We start from the raw sequence: 19,724 nt of genomic DNA, 5'->3' as shown, positions 1-19,724 counted from the left end.
ATATGAGCAGAGAAGAAATTATTGACATTGTCAACGGTTTTTTGGTAAATGAATTTGAAGTAGACGAAGACGAAATCAGCAATGAGGCGAATCTTAAAACTACTTTAGGTTTAGACAGCTTAGATTATATAGACCTTGTAGTGGTTATCGAATCTAATTTCGGTGTGAAATTAGGCGAGGCAGACTTTAAACAAATGGTTACATTCAACGATTTTTATTCAGCTATTGAAAATAAAATCGCTCAAAAAATATAACAATCTAGCAATGTAACAGTCTAGCAATTTAATAATAATTGTTACATTGATACACTGCTACATTGGTAAATTAAAAACTATGAATAAATGGAAAGGGAAATCGAAAGGCAACATTTTAGGCTATAAGATTTTCGTTTGGTGCATCAAAAACATCGGAGTCCGAAGTTCATATTTTGTGTTGTATTTCGTAGCCAGCTATTATTTTCTTTTCGAAAAGAAAAGCAATCTTTACATTTCTTATTACCTCAAAAAAAGACTGAATTTTAAAGGCTGGAAAGCTAAAGTTTCGGTTTACAAAAGCTATTTTACTTTCGGGCAAGTTCTTATCGACAAAACTGCAATTTCTGCCGGTTTGCGAGAAAAATATACCTACGAATTTGATGGAATCGACATTCTTCGTCAACTTTTAGCAGAGAAAAAAGGTGGCGTTCTTATCAGTGCACACATCGGTAATTTTGAAGTTGCAGAACACTTTTTTGCCGATATCGATTTCGATTGTCAAATTAGCTTAGTTACGACAGACCAGGAAGTTACGGTGATTAAAGAGTACCTTGAAAGTATTTCGGTAAAGAAAAGTAACATGAAATTTATTTATGTGAAAGACGACATGTCGCACATTTTTGAAATCAACGAAGCTTTATCGAATAACGAACTTATTTGTTTTACCGGCGACCGCTATTTTGAAGGTTCAAAATTCTTGGAAGCCGATTTATTAGGCAAGTCTGCAAAATTTCCAGCAGGACCATTTCTTATTGCTTCTCGTTTAAATGTTCCCGTTGTGTATGTCTATGTGATGAAAGAAAAAAATCTTCATTATCATTTGTACGCACGAAGAGCAGAAAACGTGAAAAAGCGCGACGCAGAAGGTTTACTACATTCCTATACTCAAAATCTGGAATCGATGGTTGCAAAATATCCTTTGCAATGGTTCAATTACTTCGATTTTTGGGATGATGTAGAGTAAATTAAGAGCAAATAGAAGTCTTTTAACGCAAATTTTTTAAGATTCATCATTTTATAGCGCGGAAACTTCTGTTCATGATGTTTCTTTTTCAGCTAATGAATGCGGAAGTCTTTGCTGAGTGAAACGCCATTGCGAGCATTATATATTTTCAATGTTTTTCTTATTCTTTGCGTTCTTAGAGATTATAAATTATTGTTTTCTCCCAATTCTAGGATAAATTTCAAAAAATCATTGCAGAAGTTACCGTAAATTTCTAAATTTCTACTTTGGAAAAACAATACGACATATTGGTTATAGGCAGCGGATTAGGAGGTCTTGTTTCGGCATTAATTTTGGCGAAAGAAGGCTTAAAAGTCTGTGTTCTTGAAAAAAACAATCAATATGGAGGCAATTTGCAGACTTTTTCCCGAGATAAACTCATTTTCGATACCGGAGTTCACTATTTAGGAGGTTTATCCGAAGGTCAAAATCTACATCAATATTTTTCTTATCTCGAGATTGCAGACGAACTACCACTTAAAAAACTTGACGATTTTGGCTATGACAGAATTAGTTTTGATAACGATTCTCAATTTTATCCGCATTCGCAAGGTTATGAAGGTTTTGTAGAAAGTCTTTCTGAAATTTTCCCTGAAGAAAAAGCCAATATTGAAAAGTATTGTAAAGAAATTCAGGAGGTTTGCGCGCAATTTCCTCGTTATAGTTTGTTTAAAAAAGAAAAATACAGCGACGAAATTTTGTACACCAATGCTAAAGATTTCATCGATTCTGTAACGGAAAATGAAAAGTTGAGAGCCGTTTTAGCGGGTTCCAATTTTCTTTATGCAGGTATCGGAAACAAAACACCGCTTTACGTACATGCTTTAACCGTTAATTCTTACATTGAAAGTGCTTATAAGTGCATCAATGGCGGAAGCCAGATTACCAAACTTTTAATTCGCCAATTGCGAAAATATAATGCAGAGGTTTTCAAACACGCCGATGTTTGTGAGTTTCTTTACAATTCAGAAAATGTTTTAGAAGGTGTAAAAACGCAATCTGGTAAAGAGTTTTATGCCAAGAATTTTATTTCTAATGTAGATATTCGAAAGACAATTGAATTAATAGGTTTAGAAAAACTTAAAAAATCGTATATCAATAGGATTTATGATTTGGAACCTACCGTTTCGTGTTTTTCGGTATATATTATATTGAAGAAGAATATTTTACCATATTTTAATCATAATTTTTACAATTATTCTTCGCCAGAAAAAGTATGGAACGCGAGTTCGCCTTCAGAAGAAAATTGGCCCGAATGGTACATGCTTTCTGCGACACAATCCAAAATCAATCCCGATTTTGCTGAAAGTTTAACAGTTTTGGCTTACATGAATTTTGATGAAGTTCGTCATTGGGAAAGTACTAAAAATACTGTTGCTGAAACTGAGAATAGAGGAGAAGAATATGAGCAATTTAAGAAGGGAAAAGCAAAGATTTTAATTCAAAAAATTGCTGAAAAGCATCCCAAAATTTTAGAATGTATTGAAGCTGTTTACACTTCCAGTCCGTTGTCTTATCGCGATTATATCGGTTGCTACGAAGGCGGAATCTACGGATATGTGAAAGATTCTCATAATACTTTAAAGACTATTTTTTCTGCAAAAACGAAGATTTCCAACCTTTTTTTGACTGGACAAACCGTAAATATGCACGGAATTTTGGGCGTTACCATCGGAGCTTTTATTACCTGTTCGGAAATTTTAGGAACTGAAATTATCGATGAAAGATTATCTCAAATGCTAAAGAAAAATGAAGTTGAAAAATAAGAACATTTCTACGATTTTTTTTAAAACGCAGAAGTTTTTATTTCTTGCTGTGGCAATTTTTTTCGTTAATTCTTGCGGAATTCGCAAGTCGGTAAAACACCTTCCGGAAATCGGTCAATATGCTTTGGAAGTTCCAAAAGTGGAGAAAATTAACGATTCTACATTTGCATTTCAACAGAATTTTTTAACGAAAAATAAACAACAACTTTGGGAGTTGTATATCAAAGGAAATCCTTTGCAGTTGGGCTATAATAATGGAGCTTTAACGCAGAATTTGATGCAAAAGCAGGAAGAAATTTTCTTTTCTAAAGTCGAGGGTTTTGTTCCGTCTAAGTTCAAACAAAAGCTTTTGCGAGGTTTTTTAACCTGGTACAACCGGAAAATGTATCGCAATGTAAGAGACGATTTTCAAGCGGAATTGTATGGTTTATCTCAGTATTCGTCTGATAAATATGATTTTATTGCACCCAAATTCAGACGAACGATGTATTTACATGGCGCTCACGATATTGGTCATGCGATGCAAGATTTGATGATGGTGGGTTGTACTTCTTTGGCTGTTTGGAATGAAAATTCTGAAGATGGAAGCCTTTTAATCGGTAGAAACTTTGATTTTTACGTTGGAGATGATTTTGCTAAAAATAAATTAATAGAGTTGGTAGAACCGGAAATTGGGATTCCTTATCTATCAGTAAGTTGGCCAGGAATGATTGGCGTAGTTTCCGGGATGAACAAAGAAGGAATTACGGTTACAATTAATGCCGGAAAATCTAAAATTCCAATGGCGGCAAAAACGCCAATTTCTTTTGTGACAAGAGAAATTTTGCAATACGCAAAAACAATTGATGAAGCCATTGAAATTGCAAAAAAAAGAAAAGTTTTTGTCTCTGAATCTATTTTGGTAGGTAGTGCAAACGATAAAAATGCTGTAATTATTGAGGTTTCACCAACTCAGTTTGGGGTATATAAAGTTGAAAATTCGAGTGAGATTTTATGTACAAATCACTTTCAGTCTGATGCTTATAAAAAGGATAAAAGAAACCAAAAACACATAGAAGAAAGTCATTCTGAATATCGTTACGAAAAGCTTCAGGAACTTTTAAAGGAAAAGAAAAAGTTGAATCCATATAAAATGGCTTCCATTTTACGAGATAAATCTGGTTTAAAAGGTAAAGAAATTGGTTTTGGAAATGAAAAAGCTTTAAATCAACTTTTGGCGCATCATGCTGTGATTTTTTCGCCTGAGAAGAGATTGGTTTGGGTTTCTGCAAATCCGTATCAATTGGGTGAATTTGTTTGTTATGATTTGAACGAAATTTTCTCCGAAAATAGATTGAAAAATAGAGTTTTTGCAAAAACAGAATTCAATATCGCGAAAGATTCTTTTGTGGATTCTGAAGCGTTTAAAAACTACGAAAAATATAAAGTTTTGAATGCCGAAATTCAAAAATCAATAGACAATCATGTTGTGTTGAGTGATGAATATTTAGCTGATTATCAATTATTAAACTCCGAATTTTGGTGGGTCTATTATCTAGCTGGAAAGTATTATTTTGAACAAAAAAACTATTCTAAAGCCAAAATGGAATTTGAAAAAGCTTTAACAAAAGAAATTACAACCGTTCCTGATCGCGAAAATGTTGAGAAATATTTGAAGAAAAGTGAACGAAAATTGAAGTAATGTTTTTGTAGATTTTCATGAAGTTCACCAATTTTGAAATGTAAATTTTATCGAATATTTGTTATTGAAATTGTCCGGTTTGTTTTATGAATGTTTTTTTGCTTCAGAGAAGCAAGAGCTTTGTAGGAAAATGTTTGGTTTTTTGTGAGGAGCTCCGTAGGAGCGATACCTTTGTTTTGTCTTTCAATAATATTTAAAGATTTATTATTGAACAAATTTTGTTTTGAAACGAAATTGTATCTAGCTCTGATTGAGCTGAATGTTTGAGCTCTTTTCAGTTGTTTCGGCGGCGGCGAAGCCGCCGCCGAAACAACTGAAAAAGCGAGTAGCGAAAGCAGGTTTCAGCTCCTAAAAATTATTTTTCCGGATTTACTTTATTCAGAAAAAGTATCGTGGATACAAACGAAATTACAGACATGGAACTCGCCAAAATAAAACTTCCAATAGCGTATTGAAGGATATTATTTTTCACCAAATCGAAATTCCAGTCTTGATTAAAAATGTCACTGTCTCCATTCACAAAAGGTGAGCCGAGAAATAACGACGCCACAATGATAAACGGAATAAATGGCGGTAAACTCACGTTGGAAGCAATAAAAGCCAAAACTTTATTGAGTTTGAATAAAACGGCAAGAGAAATAACGAGCAAAGTATGAAATCCCCAAAGTGGCGAAAAACCTATAAATACGCCTAAAGCAATAGAAAAAGCCTTGTTTCTGTTGGTTCCGTCGCTTTCTAAAACATCTTCTTTCAGGAATTTTTTAAAGCTTTTTTTTTTGAAATTATTCACAAAATTACGTGGAATAATATACAGCAAAGTAATTGTCACCAAAATCGTATTCAGAATACTGATTCTTGTAAAATCTTTAAAAGGTCTGAAATGAGAAACTCTTTCAGATGGGTCGTAAAGTACTTTTACAGGCACATTTTTTACCGGAACGTGTCGCCAAGCGGTTCTTACGATAATTTCAATCTCGAATTCAAATTTTGGAGTAAAATATTTCTTCGGAATTTTATGCAAAGGATATAAACGATAACCAGATTGAGTGTCTTCCAGTTTAATCCCGGTTTCAAACCAAAACCAAAAGTTGGAAAAACGATTTCCAAAGCTGCTTTTTTTGGGGATTCCGTCTTGCGACATATTTCGGTTCCCTATCAATAAAATATCTTGGTTTTCCTGTTCTAAAGCTTCCACAAATACGGGAATGTCGTTCGGATAATGTTGTCCGTCTGAATCTATCGTAATTGCATGATGAAAACCTAATTTTTTGGCTTTTCTGAAACCAATTTTTAGGGCATTTCCTTTTCCTTTATTTTCAGCAAGAGAGACTACGCTAAGTTGAGGATAGTTTTGTAAAATTTCTAAAGTCGTATCGGTAGAACCGTCGTTTACCACAATAATATTTTGTGTGTAGTCTAAAACTCCGTCAATAACACGTTTCAGCGTTTTATGATTGTTGTAAGTGGGTACTAAAACACAGATTTTTCGTTCTGAAATAATAGTGCGAACTTCAGAAATGGTCATTATTTAAGCGAATTTTTTTCTGCAGCAGTCATGGTTTTAGACTGCATTGCAAATTTTCGAATATAGGTCTTCAAAGCAGCAGTTTGCTTTGCGTAATTATTGATAATGAATGTTTTATCTTCTTTTAGGTTTTTGTTGTAACCCACGATTTTAGGAATGTTTTCTTGAACACTCATTCTAATCAACCTCAATTCTGTATTGTTGGGATTGTTTTTTATTAAAGCTTCCAGACTAGTTGCTCCGCTTTTTACGAAAGTTTTTCTTTTATTTTTTTCGGTCGTTACTTTTGCTTCCAAAATCGCTGCAGCAGCTTTGTAGGCTGCAATTACTGGGTCGCTTGATGATTTTTTATCAGCAATTTCGATAAAGTTTTTTGCGCCTTCCGTTGAAGAATTTGCTTTAGAGTAAGCGTTTCGCAAAGTTTCCAGATCACCCGATTGGAAGAATAAAAATAATGCTGTGAAAATCGACAGAAAAAGTTTCATAAAGTTATTTTTTGTACGTTGCCGAGAGTTTCAATGCAATTGTCTCGCCAAAAGAAGTGGAGTTTTTTACTTTAATTTCTTCTTCGGTTTCGGTAATGTTCAGTTGTAAATCTAAATCTGGCGTTTCAAAAGGATTGATGATTGCCATAAATTTTACATTCGAAGCAGATTTTAGGAATAATGTTTTTCCTGTAATTTCTTCCGTAAGTTCTTTCACGATTTGCATCATGCAAACGCCTGGTGTTACAGGATTTCCTGGGAAATGACCTTTGAAAATATCGTGATCTTTGTTCAAAGAAATTTTAGCGGAAAAAACTCCGTTTTCGTCTTTTTCAAAAGAATTTAATGTGTAAAAATCGGTAAGTATTGTTTGCATATTAATCTATCATTGTGATTGCAAATAGTTTGATGTTGATTTTAAGGTCTTTATGCTCAATTTCAATTGTCTCTGCAAAAGTAGGATTTTTAGCATCAAATTTAAAATCAATTTTCTCTTTATTATTTTGAGTTAAAACTATGTTGGAAAGCTGCTTTTTATCTTTATTAAAGGTAAGATAATACTTTTTTTTATCGTCTTTTGAAGTGAAAATTTGTTTGTTTTCTGACGCAAAAGATTCATCAACAGTATAATTTTTTCTTAAAAGTTCTTGGAAATCATTTTTTAGAAAATTAATCACCATTTTTTTATCTAAATCTGGAACAATATAGTTGAGTTTAAAATCGTTTTTTGAGATTTCAAAATCAATCATTTTATTTCCAAAATTGGTTGTCATCGCAACTCTGTGCGTACTTTCGTTAATTTTTTTGATGATTAAAACGCCACTTACTTCATGTTTATAAATATCCATTTCGCAACGGTAAACGTAATCGTCGCCAGAAGTAAAATAGGTGTTTTCAACGCTTTTTTCTATGTTCGAAACAGGTTGAACATTGCTTAATTGATAGGTTTTGCACGAAATAAAACCTAAAACAATCAAACTATAAAGAAAACTCTGATGCAGAAATCGGCGCATTTATTTTTGTGTTTTTAAAAACAATATTGGTAGTATCTCCAGAAGCTTCCGTCATATTAACTTGCGAAACTGTGGCTTCGTTTTTTGGAAAAGAAAGCTCAATTTGTTTAATATATTTTAGTAATTGTGCAGATTTTGGGGTGAATTTTGCGACATTGTAGTTTGCATTTTTAAAATAAGCAACAGAAAATTCTGGGTCATTGAACATCTGTCCGTTGGAACTTCCGACAATCAGTTTATTGATTTTTTCAAAAGTTTTACTCTTTACATCGGCAGAAGATTTTTTGCCTTGGTCGTTAATGTAAATTTTATTGTCCTTAAAAACGATGCTGTATTGATATGGTTTTGTGTATTTCCAACTTAGTGTATTGGGCGATTTTAAAGACATTTTACCTTGTGTAACGATGTTTTTATCCAAAAAATCCATTTTTTTAGTTTGAACAAAATCACTTTGAAGAGTTTTCATGTTTTTGTTTACTGCCGAAATCTTGGCAACAAAAGCTTTCGCTTCCGCTTGAGACATCGCTGTATTTTGAGCGAAAAATATGCTCGAAATTAATAAAAAGGTACTTAAAACGATATTTTTAATCATTATTCTAAATTTTTATCAACCACAAAATGTTTGTGATTTTATTTTTGTGAACTGATATTCAGAATGATTTTAGCTTTTAATCTTGAAATAAATCTTTGGTGTTTAACTTATTCTCAATAACAAAAGTTGAATATTTTTCACGCTCCAAAAATAGCAATAAATCTACCAAAACGTTGTAAGTTTTATCTGAGGTGTCGTGGAGAAGAATTATGCTTCCTTTTTTTAGGTTTTTAGTAACTTTTCGATAAATTTTCTTCTCATCATTAATTACCGTGTCAAGAGAACGAACATTCCAACCAATGCTCTGTTTCTGAGTTTTTTTGATGGCTTTCGCGATATTCGGATTGGTAACTCCAAACGGAGGTCGGTATAAATTAGTTGTAATATTTCCGAATTTTAAAATCGTTTCATCACATTTTGTAATTTCCTCAACCATTTCTAAGGTTGATAAAAAGCCTGTGTTGTTGGAATGTGAAAAAGTATGATTTCCAATTGTATGTCCTTCGTTTATAATTCTTTGAAAAATTTCAGGATGTTTCTCAATTTGTTTTCCAATACAGAAAAATGTTGCTTTGATATTTTTCTCTTTTAAAATATCTAAAAATTTTGGGGTAAACTCAGTTGGCCCATCATCAAAAGTAAGCGCAATTTCTCTTGTTTTCGTTCTTTTATGTGTGAAACTGTCGACAAAATATCCTAATTTAATATCAAAAGAACCCCAAATTACGACCATAGAAAACATGAAAAAACACAACAAATACACCCAAAAACTTCCTTGAAGCGCAAAAATAACAGCGTTGCAGAATAAGTAGAAGAGAATGAATGGGTAATGTTTCATGTTTTAAACCAGCATGGTTTTAAATTAAACTCTTTCCAACAAAACCAAATTATGGTCATGACCTCCCAAATGATTGTAAAGCAGGACGTTTTTAATTTCTTCCTTTTTTACATCGTTAATTTTCATCACTTCAGGGATTTGCTGATTTTTCAAAATATGACAAGCCATAAAAGTTGAAAATCCACTTGCGGTATTAAATTCACCGCTCAAATGTTTGTAGTATAATAAAGATGAATTTGAAAATAAATCCGCTGCTTTTTGATAATACACATCCGATTTTGCATCGCCACTAAAGCCTAAAATGACCGCATCAATATCGTCAGCTTTTACATCATTTTTAGTTAAAAACTCTTCGATGAAGCTTTTTGTAGTTTCTAAATCTACAGTATTTGTAATTTTAATATCCTTTAATTTTGCGTAAGAACTTGCAGATTTTTCTTTTCCAACGACAAAAAAACTTGCAGCTTCGCCCCAAATAACACCGTTTGATGTAGATTGAAGATGGTTGAAAGGCAAATCTTCCTCTTTTTTAATGGTTTTGTTGATTTTGTACAACTCCATCGTTCTATCGGTTTGCTCGTCTGTAGAACCTACCAAGATATTTGCTGCTTCACCATCGTTAATCTGTAATTTTGCGTCGAGAAACGAAAATTCTAGTGATGAAGACGTGTTTACGTAAGTGAAATTGTAGGCGTGACACTGCAAACCTAGAGCAATTTGCCCAGCAACGGTATTGTGCGTAGACTGAATAAAATAAGTGGGTGTTAAAAATTCTTCGTTGTTTTCAATTACATTTTTTAGAAATCTTTCAGAATCTTGTGAGCAACCCATTCCTGTTCCTACAATAATGGCGTCGGGATTTTCGATTCCGGCTTCTTGTAATGCAAATTTTGAAGCAACGGTACTCATTTTTACCGTTTTAGACATTCTTCTGCTTGCTGCAGGTGGAATAAATTCTTTGTAATTCGGTTCAATTGCTTTTAAAACTTGTGCCGAATTTTGTGGGATTAAATTTTCTAAAAAGTTTTCATTTAAAGTGTCCTGAACTGAAATGCAGGCTGCACTGTTGATGTACACTGCACTCATGATTTTGAAAAAATTAATGTTGAACAATTTCCGCCAAAACCAAACGAGTTGGAAAGTACATGATTGATGTTTTTCTCTTTAAGCTCGGTTACCGGAGTCAAATCAAATTCTTGCATTTTAGTTTTAAAATTCAGATTCGGGAAAATAATATTATATTGAATTGCCAATAAAGAATAAACCGCTTCAATTGCCGCCGCTGCCGCTAAAGTATGTCCAGTAAAAGCTTTGGTAGAACTGAATTCCGGAACTTCGTTTTCTCCAAAAATTCTAATCATGGCTCGTCCTTCAGACAAATCATTATTAGGCGTTGCAGTTCCGTGTACGTTGATGTAATCGATGTTTTCTTTTTGTAAACCCGAAATTTTCAAGGCTTTTTCCATGGCTAAATAAGCGCCTTGTCCGTTTTCAGACGACGCAGTTTGATGATGCGCGTCGTTGGCATTTCCGTAACCAGAAAGGTAGCCCAAAACTTTTTTGTTTTGTTTTTTCACAACTTCATCAGATTCCAAAACGATGAAAGCCGCCGCTTCACCCAAATTCAGCCCTTTTCTATCGTTGTCGAAAGGAGTATTGTAAGAATCCGTTAAAATCATCAAGGTGTTGAAACCGTTCAAAGTAAATTTTGAAAGAGAATCTGTTCCGCCAACAATTACACGGTCTAAAATACCACTTTTAATCAGCTTTGCACCCATCATAATGGCATTTGCAGCTGAAGAACAAGCGGTACTAATGGTAGAAACCAAACCGTTTAACCCCAAATAATCTGCAATCAACAAGGAAGAATCTCCTGCGTCGTGAGAGTCGATGTATTTTTGCTTTTCAGGATGGTTTTCGTAGGTGTAGAAGTAGTTTTCGGTAATATCCATTCCGCCAACACTGGTTGAGGAGATAAGACCTGTTTTGTACTCATTAATGTCGGTAATTCCAGCATTTTCTACAGCTTCTTTTGCGGCGATCATTCCCAATAAAGAGGTTCTGGTTGCTTTTGTTTCTTCAGAAATTTGAAGCTTTTCAATCAGTTCTTTATTTGATAATTTTATTTCGCCAGTTTTTATGGTTCCAGCGTGGCGAGTTTCAAATAAACTAATATCTGAAATCCCGTGTTGTCCGGTTTTTAGCGAGATTAAATTTTCTTCCACATTGTTTCCAATGGCGGAAATGATACCCATTCCTGTTATCGCAATTTTTTGACCCATCCTATAGAAATGTAACAATCTAACAATATAACAGTTTAACAATAATTGCTAGACTGCTACATCGATAGATTGGTAAATTATATTATTTCGTTCTGTTTTCTTCAATAAATTTCGCCATCGTGTCGATAGACGAGAAGATTTCTTTCCCTTTTTTAGGATCAGAAAGTTTGATACCGTATTCTTTATCTAAAAGAACGATAAGCTCTAATGCGTCGATAGAATCTAAACCAAGACCACCTCCAAATAAAGGGTCTGTGTCTTTAATTTCTTCTACAGCAACGTCTTCAAGGTTAAGAACTTCGATAATTTTGTGTTTTAATTCTTCTTTTAAGTTTTCCATAAATAAGTTTCATTTATAATGTACCAATATATAAGTTCAACAATGTAACAATTAGCATTATTTAAAAATTGGTAAACTGGTACATTTTTATATTATTATATTTTTACGTAGTTAGCAAATATACAAAAGCGTTGTAATTATCTTGATATAATTCTACCCATCCGCAAAGTACTTTTTCAGCTTTTCCTGAGTGCAAAATCTGTTCCGAGTAGTTGTTTAGAAAATCTTCATCCAATTCATCCAAAACAAAAAAGGCATTTTCTGTCTGCATTTGATGTTTGATGCTGATTTCTCCCACACAAATGTTGGGTAAAGTATAAACGAAAACCGCTGGACTTGGGAAATAATTTTCCTGAGAATTGATACTTTCCTGATATTTAAAATCTGTGTCTAAACTTGATGATTTGTTGGCAAAAACCAAAGCTGTTTTGCTATGGTTGTCGCTTTTAAGTATCATTTCTGAAGCTAAAAAGGCGAGTTTGCTTAAATTATCCATTTTATGAAATTTAGGATAACTAAGTTCTAAACTTTTATAGGCTTCTTTTGCAAACTCTGAAAAATGTTCAGATTGAGATTCAAAAATAACTTCGTTGTTGAGAATGATTTTTGAGTTTTCTATGGTGCAAATGTCTGTTTTTTTCATCCTTTTCATTTTAACATTTTTCTAAAACAATTGCTGCATTACACCCACCAAAACCTGAAGCCGTCTTCAAAATATATTTGATTTGCGCAGGTTGGTTTTCTTTAATGATATTCAAAGTTTGTGATGTACCGTTTTCTTCGAAATTTTTAGAAGGAATTAGCGTGTTTTTCAAAGCAGATTCCATAAAAATAATCGTTTCCAGCAAACCGGAAGCACCTAAACAATGTCCGTAATACGCTTTTAAGCTGTTTAAAGGAACGTGGTGCAAATTCATTCTGTTAAAAGCGATAGATTCCATTTCGTCGTTGTAAATGGTTGCTGTTCCGTGTGCCGAAATAAAATCGATTTCATTTGCCGAAATTTTCGATTCTTCGATTGCATTTTTAACGCTAGAAAATAAGCCGTCTCCCGTTCTTGAAGGACCAGAAATATGGTTTGCATCATTAATGGCGGAATCTCCTAATATTTTAAAACTAAAATTTTCGTTTTTATTTAATTCTGAAGTTAAATAAACTGCAGCAGTTGCTTCCCCGATATTGATTCCGTCTCGGTTTTTGTCGTAAGGTTTGCAGATTTCGGTTCCAATTGCCTGGAAAGAATTGAATCCTGAAATGACAAATTCAGAAATTTCGTCTCCGGCAATCACAAAAGCATCTTTATATTTTCCAGAATTAATCATGTTTTTAGCAACAGCAATCGCCATTACTCCAGAAACACAAGCGTTAGAAACTACAATAGGCTTGGTTTTAAAACCAAAAAAATCAGCAATTTTTTGTGCTAGTTTTGAGAGAAAAACACTTTCAGGTAATGTTTTTTGATTTTTTAATTGACTGATATTTCCTTTTGTTGTCGATAAAATAAGAGCCGTTTCGTCAGAAACAGAATGTTTTTCAACCAAAGGTTTTAAACTCAGCAAAAACATTTTTTCAAGCCTGGTGAATTCAATATTGTCATTGGCTAACCGCTGATTATTCGATTTCTGAGCGGTGTCGAAGAATCGCTTAAATTCTTCATTTAATTTTTCAGAATCAATTTTTGAAGCGTAAAAAGGCTCGTTGTTTTCTATAATTTGATGTAAAGCAACGCCGGATTTTCCTTCCAAAAGAGCATTCCAATTCGATGCAACATCAAAACCTAAAGGTGTGACGCAGTTGTAATCCGTAATGTAAATTTCCTTGTTCATTATAACCCCATTTTATCTTTCCAAGCCTGAAAAAATTCAGGGTTGTATAAACATAAATTGTTTTCAGAATCCAAAAAAACTTGAATGGTTTCTCCCGAACAAACCAATTTATTTTCTTCGTTGAAAATTTCATATTTATAAATCAACTTTGCCGCATTTGAATTCACAAAAGTGGTAACAATTTTGAAGGTCTCTCCATATTTTAACGGCAAAAAATGTTCGCAAGTGCTTTTTACAATGGGCGTAACAAAGCCTGCTTTCTGAATGTCGAGATAAGTTAAGCCGTGTTGTCTTCCGAAAGCTTCTCTTCCGTCTTCAAAATATACGATGTAATGACCGTGCCACACAATTCCGAGTGGGTCTGTTTCGTTGAATCTTACACGTACTTCTTCAGTACAAGTTAAATTTTTAGACTGCATTTTGTTTCCTTTCATAAATTAATGAAATACCAATCATTGCGATGTAAAATAGTAGCAAAAACGAAAGTTCTTTCGCAATATTTACAATGCCGCTATTTCTTAAAATAATGTCGTAATAAGCGTTTAATCCCCAGTTCATAGGAGAAAATTTCGCCACAGTTTGCATAAATTCAGGCATCAAAAATACCGGCACCCAAATTCCTCCAATGGCGGCCAAAACTACTACTGAAGTAGCACCAAAAGGCGCAGACTGTTCCTGAGTTTTTGCCACAGTTCCCAATAAAACACCGAATCCAATGGCTGCTAAACCTGCGAAAACAGTTACAACCAGCATCGGAAGAAGCTTTCCTGTGACATCGAACTGTGGTAAATCCATAATCGGGAATAGGTAAACTCCAACAGCAACCATCAATAAAAATTGAATGACGCAAATAATTAAATACGTAAAAGTTTTCCCTAAAATATGTACATAATAAGGTGTCGGACTTACACGAACTCTCACACTCGTTCCCTGACTTTTTTCTTTAACTAAATTAATAGATAAAGGGACAACAATGAAAAATATGGCAAACAACGCCCAAGCTGGAACGTTGTGTTGTACAGAGTTAGGTTTCGCTTCCAAAGCTGATTGCGGAACGATTTCTTTGAAATTGATTAAACTTTTGTTGTCTAAATCTTCCGTAGTTCCCAATTGGTCTTGGAAAGCTTTGTAGATTTTTTTATTTTCAATTTCGAAAATCATTTTGTTGATAGCATTCATCACAGAGCTTTTGAAACTCGCATTTGTTGCAGGGTCAAAGTACAAATGAATGTCTTTTGCTTTCGGTATTTCTTTTTGAATATTGGCAGAATCGGTTTCCAGACCAAAGGAACTTACAACGGTCTGAACTTTAGAATCTACATTGCTATTGATGTCTTTTGTTAAATTTTCAGGAATAACAATCGCCATTTGATATTCGCCTGAAAAGACAGCTTCTTTCGCTGAAGCTTCATTATAATTGGTTAAAAGTTCGAAACTCTTCCCAGAATTGAGCTCAGACTGAATTCTTTTTGAAATTTCAGAATGGTCGTTATCAATAAAAATGATGGGAATTTTTGAGCCTTCCAAATTTTTAAACGTAGAATCCTGAATTAAAGTAATGGTAATAATCAAAAGCAAAGGCATTAAAAAAATAATGACAATACCTCCGATATCACGCTTCAGCAAAAGGATTTCTTTAAAAAAACTTCTCCACAGTTTATACAACATCTCTTAGTTCTTTTCCTGTTAATGATATGAAAACGTCTTCTAGATTTTCGGCGTGCGAAACTTTTTCAATGAGTTCTTTCGGTGTTCCTACGGCATGTATTTTTCCTCCGTCGATAATTGCGATTTTGGTGCAAAATTCTTCAGCTTCCGAAAGGTGATGAGACGTGTAAATAATGCAAGTTCCTTTACTGTTAAGCTCTTTCAGATAATCGATGATTACTTTTTTAGACTGAACATCAACACCAACTGTAGGTTCATCCAAAAATAAAACTTTAGGATTGTGAAGAGTTCCCGCTAAAAGGTTACAGCGGCGCTTCATCCCTCCAGAAAATTGCTCTACTTTTTTATCTGCAAATTTTGAAAGCCCCATAATTTCTAAAGATTCATCAATGGTTTTCTTTAAAATTTTGGGAGATAAACCATACAAACTTCCGAAATAGAGTAGGTTTTCTTTTGCTGTTAAAGTTGGGTACAACGCATATTCTTGTGGAACAACACCAATACTTTGCTTAAATTTTGTGCTGTTTTTTTGAGGAGATAAACCATCTATGGTAAAACTTCCCGAATTAGGTTTTATTAAACCCGAAAGCATAGAAATTAGCGTAGTTTTTCCCGCTCCGTTTGGACCGAGAATACCGTAAATTTCGTTTTTAGCGATGTTCAAAGAAATATCATTCACAGAAAAATCTTCTGCGTTTTTATATTTTTTGTAGAGGCTTTTTATTTCGATGAAGTTTTCTGCCATTTAAATCGCTTTTCTCAGTTTTTTATAAAAAGCTTCTTCCAAATCTGCAATGTGAAGCATTGATTTTGAAAGTTGGTTGTAAATGTCGCTTTTAGAGTTTCTATTTTTGTAAACTCTCGCAATATCTACTGCAAAATCTCTCCACAAATCGCCAATTGCAGTAATTTCTTTTGAAAGTTCTCTCAATTGTTCATTTTTAAGAATATCTGCAGCTTCTTGTAGAAAAGCTCCATAAATAAACCTAAAACCACCACCTCCAGTTCCGATTTCTTCCTGCATTCTAATCAATTGTCCAAGGTAATGATTGGTCACTTTTGTACCCTTTTTTTCTGCCCATTTCGGGATGCTTTTCGCTACCCATCTCATTGCTTTTACCCCAATTAATGGAACGGGAGCCAACATATTTTTGCAGGTGTCTTTAATTCCTTTTTTAATGGCCTCTTCCAAATGAATATTTTCTGGGATGAAAGTTGGGAAATACATGTGTCCTTTCGGAGCTAAAGCTCCTTTTGCATAACGTACTTTTTCCAGTTCTTCTTCGGAAAGAGAAGTGGCAAAATCCATGACAGGGTCGCTGATGAGAAATTTTCCGTCTTCTTTACCGTAAACCACCAAATTGTGTGCGTTGAAGTGAAATTTATATTCTTCAGGAAAATACGTAAGGTTGAAAACGCCCACTTGTAAACCTGTCGGAATGTTTTGTTCTAAATTTTTCTCTAAAGCTATTTGCGCTTCTTTGGGATTAGAAAATTTTAATCTTTTAATTTTAATTCCTAATCTTTTTGCAGCTTTGCTAAAAATTGCTCCAGGCATTGGTCTGTAGCTAAATCCGGGAGCAAAATTCACTTTTAGGAATGGTAAATACACAAAAAATAAACCTGAACCGATACCGAAAATCATCGGCTCGCTTAGTTTTAAACCTTTATTGAGTAATAGATTAGACGCAACGCCGTTTTCGCAATGTGCTGTCTGATGGTGTTCGAAGTTGATTTGCATATTTATTTTCCGTCGAAATTTTTTAGTTCGTCTACTGAAATTCCGAAGGCATCGGCATACTTTTTCAGGGTAGAATCGCTTAGTTTTTTAAAAGTTTTTGGTTTAGCGTGTCTTTTTACGCTCCATTGCCACATCCCGACATAAGAAGCCAAGACTTGGAAATCCATTTTATTAAGCTCCATAAAATAGATGATTGGGCTCACCAAATTGTTTGCCACATTTTGTTTGGCTTCGGCGATACGCTCGTTAATAAGCTCCATCGACTCGTCTAAAGCTGCTTTTTTCGCCTCCCAACCAATACTGTTGGCGGTGGTGTAGTTATCGTTTTCATCGGTTACGTACAAAACTTCTGTCATGTTTGCCGATTTCAGATTGCTTTCGTCTTGTGGAAGGTCTTGTTTTTTCATTTTTTGCGAACGATTTTGGCTTAATCAATGTGCTAAAATAACGAAAATAAAAATGAGGAAAGGTGTTCTCATTTAAAATTTTAGTACCTCAAAAAGTTTTTGGAAAATCTTTTTTAAAATTAAAATACAATGAATTTTTTGAAGATTTCTTTTGGAAGAAAAATGATGATAGTAATTCTTTAATAGTGTTTAGGGGAATTTTAATTATCTGAATTTATTTCATCAGATTAAAATTTACTCAATTTCCTGAATGAAAAGAGATATTTCTGTACGAATCAACAGTTCGTCTTCGCAAAAAGTTTCGCAGAAAATATTGCAGATTTTGTCGTATTTGGAAAGGAGAGAAGCTTTAGAAATGATAGTTTTTCCTGCTTCGGGAAGTTTAAAAACTTCAATTTTTTTAATATTGGTGATAAAACCGATGAGTTTGGTTTCTTCGTGCGGACCTTTGTAAAAACTTTGTCCTAAAATGGAAGAGCAGGTTTGTGCAGAGTGCTCAATTAACCCAACTTCTGTAAAAACGCCATTGTGAACGAAAACGTTATCAGGTTTAATCTCGAACGAGGTTGTTACCTGTTCTGGAGTCAGTTCAAGGATATAATCTGCCATCAACATCGGTTCGCGATGTGGCAAAAAACTCTGAATGTTGATTGGTACTCCCTGTTTTAGCTCCATTTTATTAATTTTAAACCTAACGGATTGGTAAAAATCCGTTAGGTTTTATTTTCTATTTTACGACGGTTTTCATTTCCGATTTGGCAATGATTTCACCGTTGATTTTAGTAATGATTTCAACCAAAGTAACACCCATCATTTCGTTGATGATTTTTACTTCGGAACTTAATGAATCTCCTGTTTTAGGTAATTGCAACGCTTCAAAAGTTTTGATGGCACCAATGTAACCAGTTGGCGCTTCTTTTCCTAAAAGGTGATATTGATATCCTGTGTGTAAAGCAACGCTTTGCGCTTGATGCTCAATTAATCCAGAAGCCTGAAAAGTACCGTTGTGCACAAAAATATTGTCGTCTTTAATTTCAAATCCTGAAACCAGATGCTCCGGCGAATATTCAGAAATTGCATTTACCATTACAAAAGGAAACTTTTGCGGAATTAAACTTTCAACAAAATTCTGGTCTGTTGTAGGAAGTGTGTTTGTCATTATACAACCGTTAATAAAGCGCATGAATAAGCAAATCTTCCACTTTCAGGAACGCACAATAAAACTTTTTCGCCTTTTTTCAGTTTGTCTGTATTGTTCATTAATTGTTCTACTGCGATGAAGATTGAACCTGCGCCAATGTTACCTACTTCAGAAAGGTTATAGAACCATTTTTCCCAAGGGAAATCTAATCCTACGGCTGCAAATTCGTCTTTCAAACCTTCTTTAAAATAGCCAGAAGAAATATGTGCCAAAACGTGGTCCATATCATTCGGGTCTAAATTATGCTTATCGAAAGAGGCTCTTAAACTTTGTGCTCCTTTTTTCAGAATGTATTCATCTAAAATTTTAGTGTCTTGCTTTAAGGCAAAAATAGATTGCTTCAACCATTCGTCTGAAGGATAATCTGCCCAAGATTTTAAACTTCCGTCTTCTTGCTTTTCGCATCCAGAATACATGCACGCTTCAATTTCGTGTGCGTAAGAATAAAAATCGATGAATTCTACTCTTAAAGAAAGTTGATCTTCATTGGGTTTATCTTGCAATAAGAAAGCTCCGGCTCCGTCTGAAAGCATCCATCTTAAAAACTCTCTTTTGAAGGCAATAATTGGTCTTTCTTCCAGTAGTTTTAAATTTTCAGCTTCGTGGTTGAATTTATCTGCCGTCATCCAAGAAGAAAATCTTTCAGAACCTACACAAACTGCGTTGTTTTTTACTCCAGCTTTTACCGAAAGAAATGCGTAGTTAAAGGCATTCATCCCAGAATTGCAAAGTCCCATCGAGGTGTTGATTTCTATAGATTTGTTTAAGCCCAATTCGCCATGCACCATTGAAGCATGAGAAGGCTGAATTTGGTCTGCAGAAGTGGTTCCGCACGATAGAAGTTCGATATCGTTTTTAGAAAATTTTTCATCAAACAAACCTTCCACGGCTCTTGCTGTAATTTGAGCATTGGTGTGAGTAGGTTGCGAGTTTTTGTCTAAAGCATAATATCTCGTCGTAATTTTGTTATTTCTGAGGATAAGCGCTCTGGCTTTAGAAGGAGTGTTGTTTACCAAGCCAAGATAGCTTTCCATTTCGTCATTAGAAACCGGCTCATTCGGCAAATAAGTAGATGCCTTAGTAATGTATACTTCTTTCATTA

General features: G+C 34.1%; 23 protein-coding genes. 4 read left to right on the top strand and 19 right to left on the bottom strand.

Annotation, left to right across the window (positions count from 1 at the left end; all coding sequences use genetic code 11):
* Positions 1 to 2: 2 nt before the first annotated feature.
* The 4 genes from AC2A1D_RS09370 (at position 3) to AC2A1D_RS09355 (ending at position 4,704) form a co-directional block, all read left to right on the top strand.
* Positions 3 to 254: a phosphopantetheine-binding protein gene (locus AC2A1D_RS09370; RefSeq protein WP_484043378.1), complete on the top strand. Its 252-nt coding sequence runs from the start codon at positions 3 to 5 to the stop codon at positions 252 to 254.
* A 79-nt stretch (positions 255 to 333) separates the two neighbouring features.
* Positions 334 to 1,218, top strand: coding sequence for an LpxL/LpxP family acyltransferase (locus AC2A1D_RS09365; RefSeq protein ID WP_484043377.1), 885 nt, complete (start codon positions 334 to 336; stop codon positions 1,216 to 1,218).
* Positions 1,219 to 1,484: 266 nt separating this feature from the next.
* Positions 1,485 to 3,023: a phytoene desaturase family protein gene (locus AC2A1D_RS09360; RefSeq protein WP_484043376.1), complete on the top strand. Its 1,539-nt coding sequence runs from the start codon at positions 1,485 to 1,487 to the stop codon at positions 3,021 to 3,023.
* Positions 3,007 to 4,704, top strand: coding sequence for a C45 family autoproteolytic acyltransferase/hydrolase (locus tag AC2A1D_RS09355; RefSeq protein ID WP_484043375.1), 1,698 nt, complete (start codon positions 3,007 to 3,009; stop codon positions 4,702 to 4,704). Before AC2A1D_RS09360 ends, AC2A1D_RS09355 begins: the two co-directional genes overlap by 17 nt.
* Before the next feature lie 355 nt (positions 4,705 to 5,059).
* On the opposite strand, the gene AC2A1D_RS09350 is transcribed toward AC2A1D_RS09355, so the two are convergent.
* The 19 genes from AC2A1D_RS09350 to darB all read right to left on the bottom strand — a co-directional run bounded on the left by AC2A1D_RS09350 (position 5,060) and on the right by darB (position 19,722).
* Positions 5,060 to 6,229, bottom strand: coding sequence for a DUF2062 domain-containing protein (locus AC2A1D_RS09350; protein ID WP_484043374.1), 1,170 nt, complete (start codon positions 6,227 to 6,229; stop codon positions 5,060 to 5,062).
* On the bottom strand, positions 6,229 to 6,714 hold the full coding sequence (locus AC2A1D_RS09345) for a hypothetical protein (RefSeq protein ID WP_484043373.1): 486 nt from the start codon (positions 6,712 to 6,714) through the stop codon (positions 6,229 to 6,231). The genes AC2A1D_RS09350 and AC2A1D_RS09345 overlap by 1 nt, the downstream gene beginning before the upstream one ends.
* A gap of 4 nt (positions 6,715 to 6,718) precedes the next feature.
* A complete protein-coding gene (locus AC2A1D_RS09340) occupies positions 6,719 to 7,090 on the bottom strand; it encodes an ApeI family dehydratase (protein ID WP_484043372.1) in 372 nt (123 codons plus the stop codon).
* A 1-nt stretch (position 7,091) separates the two neighbouring features.
* Positions 7,092 to 7,727, bottom strand: a complete 636-nt coding sequence (lolB2, locus tag AC2A1D_RS09335) for a flexirubin biosynthesis protein LolB2 (RefSeq protein WP_484043371.1) — start codon at positions 7,725 to 7,727, stop codon at positions 7,092 to 7,094.
* A complete protein-coding gene (gene lolA2 / locus AC2A1D_RS09330; RefSeq protein ID WP_484043370.1) occupies positions 7,693 to 8,319 on the bottom strand; it encodes a flexirubin biosynthesis/transport protein LolA2 in 627 nt (208 codons plus the stop codon). The genes lolB2 and lolA2 overlap by 35 nt, the downstream gene beginning before the upstream one ends.
* Positions 8,320 to 8,395: 76 nt before the next feature.
* On the bottom strand, positions 8,396 to 9,157 hold the full coding sequence (locus tag AC2A1D_RS09325; protein ID WP_484043369.1) for a polysaccharide deacetylase family protein: 762 nt from the start codon (positions 9,155 to 9,157) through the stop codon (positions 8,396 to 8,398).
* A 24-nt stretch (positions 9,158 to 9,181) separates the two neighbouring features.
* A complete protein-coding gene (locus AC2A1D_RS09320; RefSeq protein ID WP_484043368.1) occupies positions 9,182 to 10,243 on the bottom strand; it encodes a beta-ketoacyl synthase N-terminal-like domain-containing protein in 1,062 nt (353 codons plus the stop codon).
* Entirely contained in the window at positions 10,240 to 11,439 is a 1,200-nt protein-coding gene (locus AC2A1D_RS09315; RefSeq protein WP_484043367.1) for a beta-ketoacyl-[acyl-carrier-protein] synthase family protein, read from the bottom strand. The genes AC2A1D_RS09320 and AC2A1D_RS09315 overlap by 4 nt, the downstream gene beginning before the upstream one ends.
* Before the next feature lie 82 nt (positions 11,440 to 11,521).
* Positions 11,522 to 11,779 carry a phosphopantetheine-binding protein gene (locus AC2A1D_RS09310; RefSeq protein ID WP_484043366.1) on the bottom strand — a complete coding sequence of 86 codons (258 nt, stop codon included), beginning with the start codon at positions 11,777 to 11,779 and terminating at the stop codon, positions 11,522 to 11,524.
* Between the two features lie 103 nt (positions 11,780 to 11,882).
* Positions 11,883 to 12,422 (bottom strand): 3-oxoacyl-ACP synthase, encoded by a 540-nt coding sequence (locus AC2A1D_RS09305; RefSeq protein ID WP_484043365.1) that lies wholly within the window; start codon positions 12,420 to 12,422, stop codon positions 11,883 to 11,885.
* Positions 12,423 to 12,432: 10 nt separating this feature from the next.
* Entirely contained in the window at positions 12,433 to 13,605 is a 1,173-nt protein-coding gene (locus tag AC2A1D_RS09300; RefSeq protein WP_484043364.1) for a beta-ketoacyl synthase N-terminal-like domain-containing protein, read from the bottom strand.
* The gene (locus tag AC2A1D_RS09295; protein ID WP_484043363.1) at positions 13,605 to 14,039 is read right to left on the bottom strand and encodes an acyl-CoA thioesterase; all 435 of its coding nucleotides are present in this window, start codon (positions 14,037 to 14,039) and stop codon (positions 13,605 to 13,607) included. The genes AC2A1D_RS09300 and AC2A1D_RS09295 overlap by 1 nt, the downstream gene beginning before the upstream one ends.
* Entirely contained in the window at positions 14,014 to 15,273 is a 1,260-nt protein-coding gene (locus tag AC2A1D_RS09290) for an ABC transporter permease (protein ID WP_484043362.1), read from the bottom strand. Before AC2A1D_RS09290 ends, AC2A1D_RS09295 begins: the two co-directional genes overlap by 26 nt.
* Complete coding sequence (locus AC2A1D_RS09285; RefSeq protein WP_484043361.1) at positions 15,263 to 16,018, bottom strand: ABC transporter ATP-binding protein; 756 nt, start codon at positions 16,016 to 16,018, stop codon at positions 15,263 to 15,265. The genes AC2A1D_RS09290 and AC2A1D_RS09285 overlap by 11 nt, the downstream gene beginning before the upstream one ends.
* Complete coding sequence (gene darH / locus AC2A1D_RS09280; RefSeq protein ID WP_484043360.1) at positions 16,019 to 17,014, bottom strand: BtrH-related acyltransferase DarH; 996 nt, start codon at positions 17,012 to 17,014, stop codon at positions 16,019 to 16,021. It abuts the gene before it with no gap.
* Positions 17,015 to 17,016: 2 nt separating this feature from the next.
* Entirely contained in the window at positions 17,017 to 17,421 is a 405-nt protein-coding gene (DarG, locus tag AC2A1D_RS09275; protein WP_484043359.1) for a flexirubin biosynthesis protein DarG, read from the bottom strand.
* 234 nt (positions 17,422 to 17,655) lie between these two features.
* On the bottom strand, positions 17,656 to 18,096 hold the full coding sequence (locus AC2A1D_RS09270; RefSeq protein ID WP_484043358.1) for a hotdog family protein: 441 nt from the start codon (positions 18,094 to 18,096) through the stop codon (positions 17,656 to 17,658).
* A gap of 52 nt (positions 18,097 to 18,148) precedes the next feature.
* Positions 18,149 to 18,580 carry a hotdog family protein gene (locus AC2A1D_RS09265; protein WP_484043357.1) on the bottom strand — a complete coding sequence of 144 codons (432 nt, stop codon included), beginning with the start codon at positions 18,578 to 18,580 and terminating at the stop codon, positions 18,149 to 18,151.
* Positions 18,580 to 19,722 (bottom strand): dialkylresorcinol biosynthesis protein DarB, encoded by a 1,143-nt coding sequence (gene darB, locus AC2A1D_RS09260; protein ID WP_484043356.1) that lies wholly within the window; start codon positions 19,720 to 19,722, stop codon positions 18,580 to 18,582. The genes AC2A1D_RS09265 and darB overlap by 1 nt, the downstream gene beginning before the upstream one ends.
* Positions 19,723 to 19,724 lie beyond the last annotated feature (2 nt).

It is taken from the genome of Chryseobacterium sp. HNCC26DJ239 (assembly GCF_057180445.1).
The sequence above is the reverse complement of the archived record's forward strand: the minus strand, read 5'-3'. Positions and strand labels throughout refer to the sequence as shown.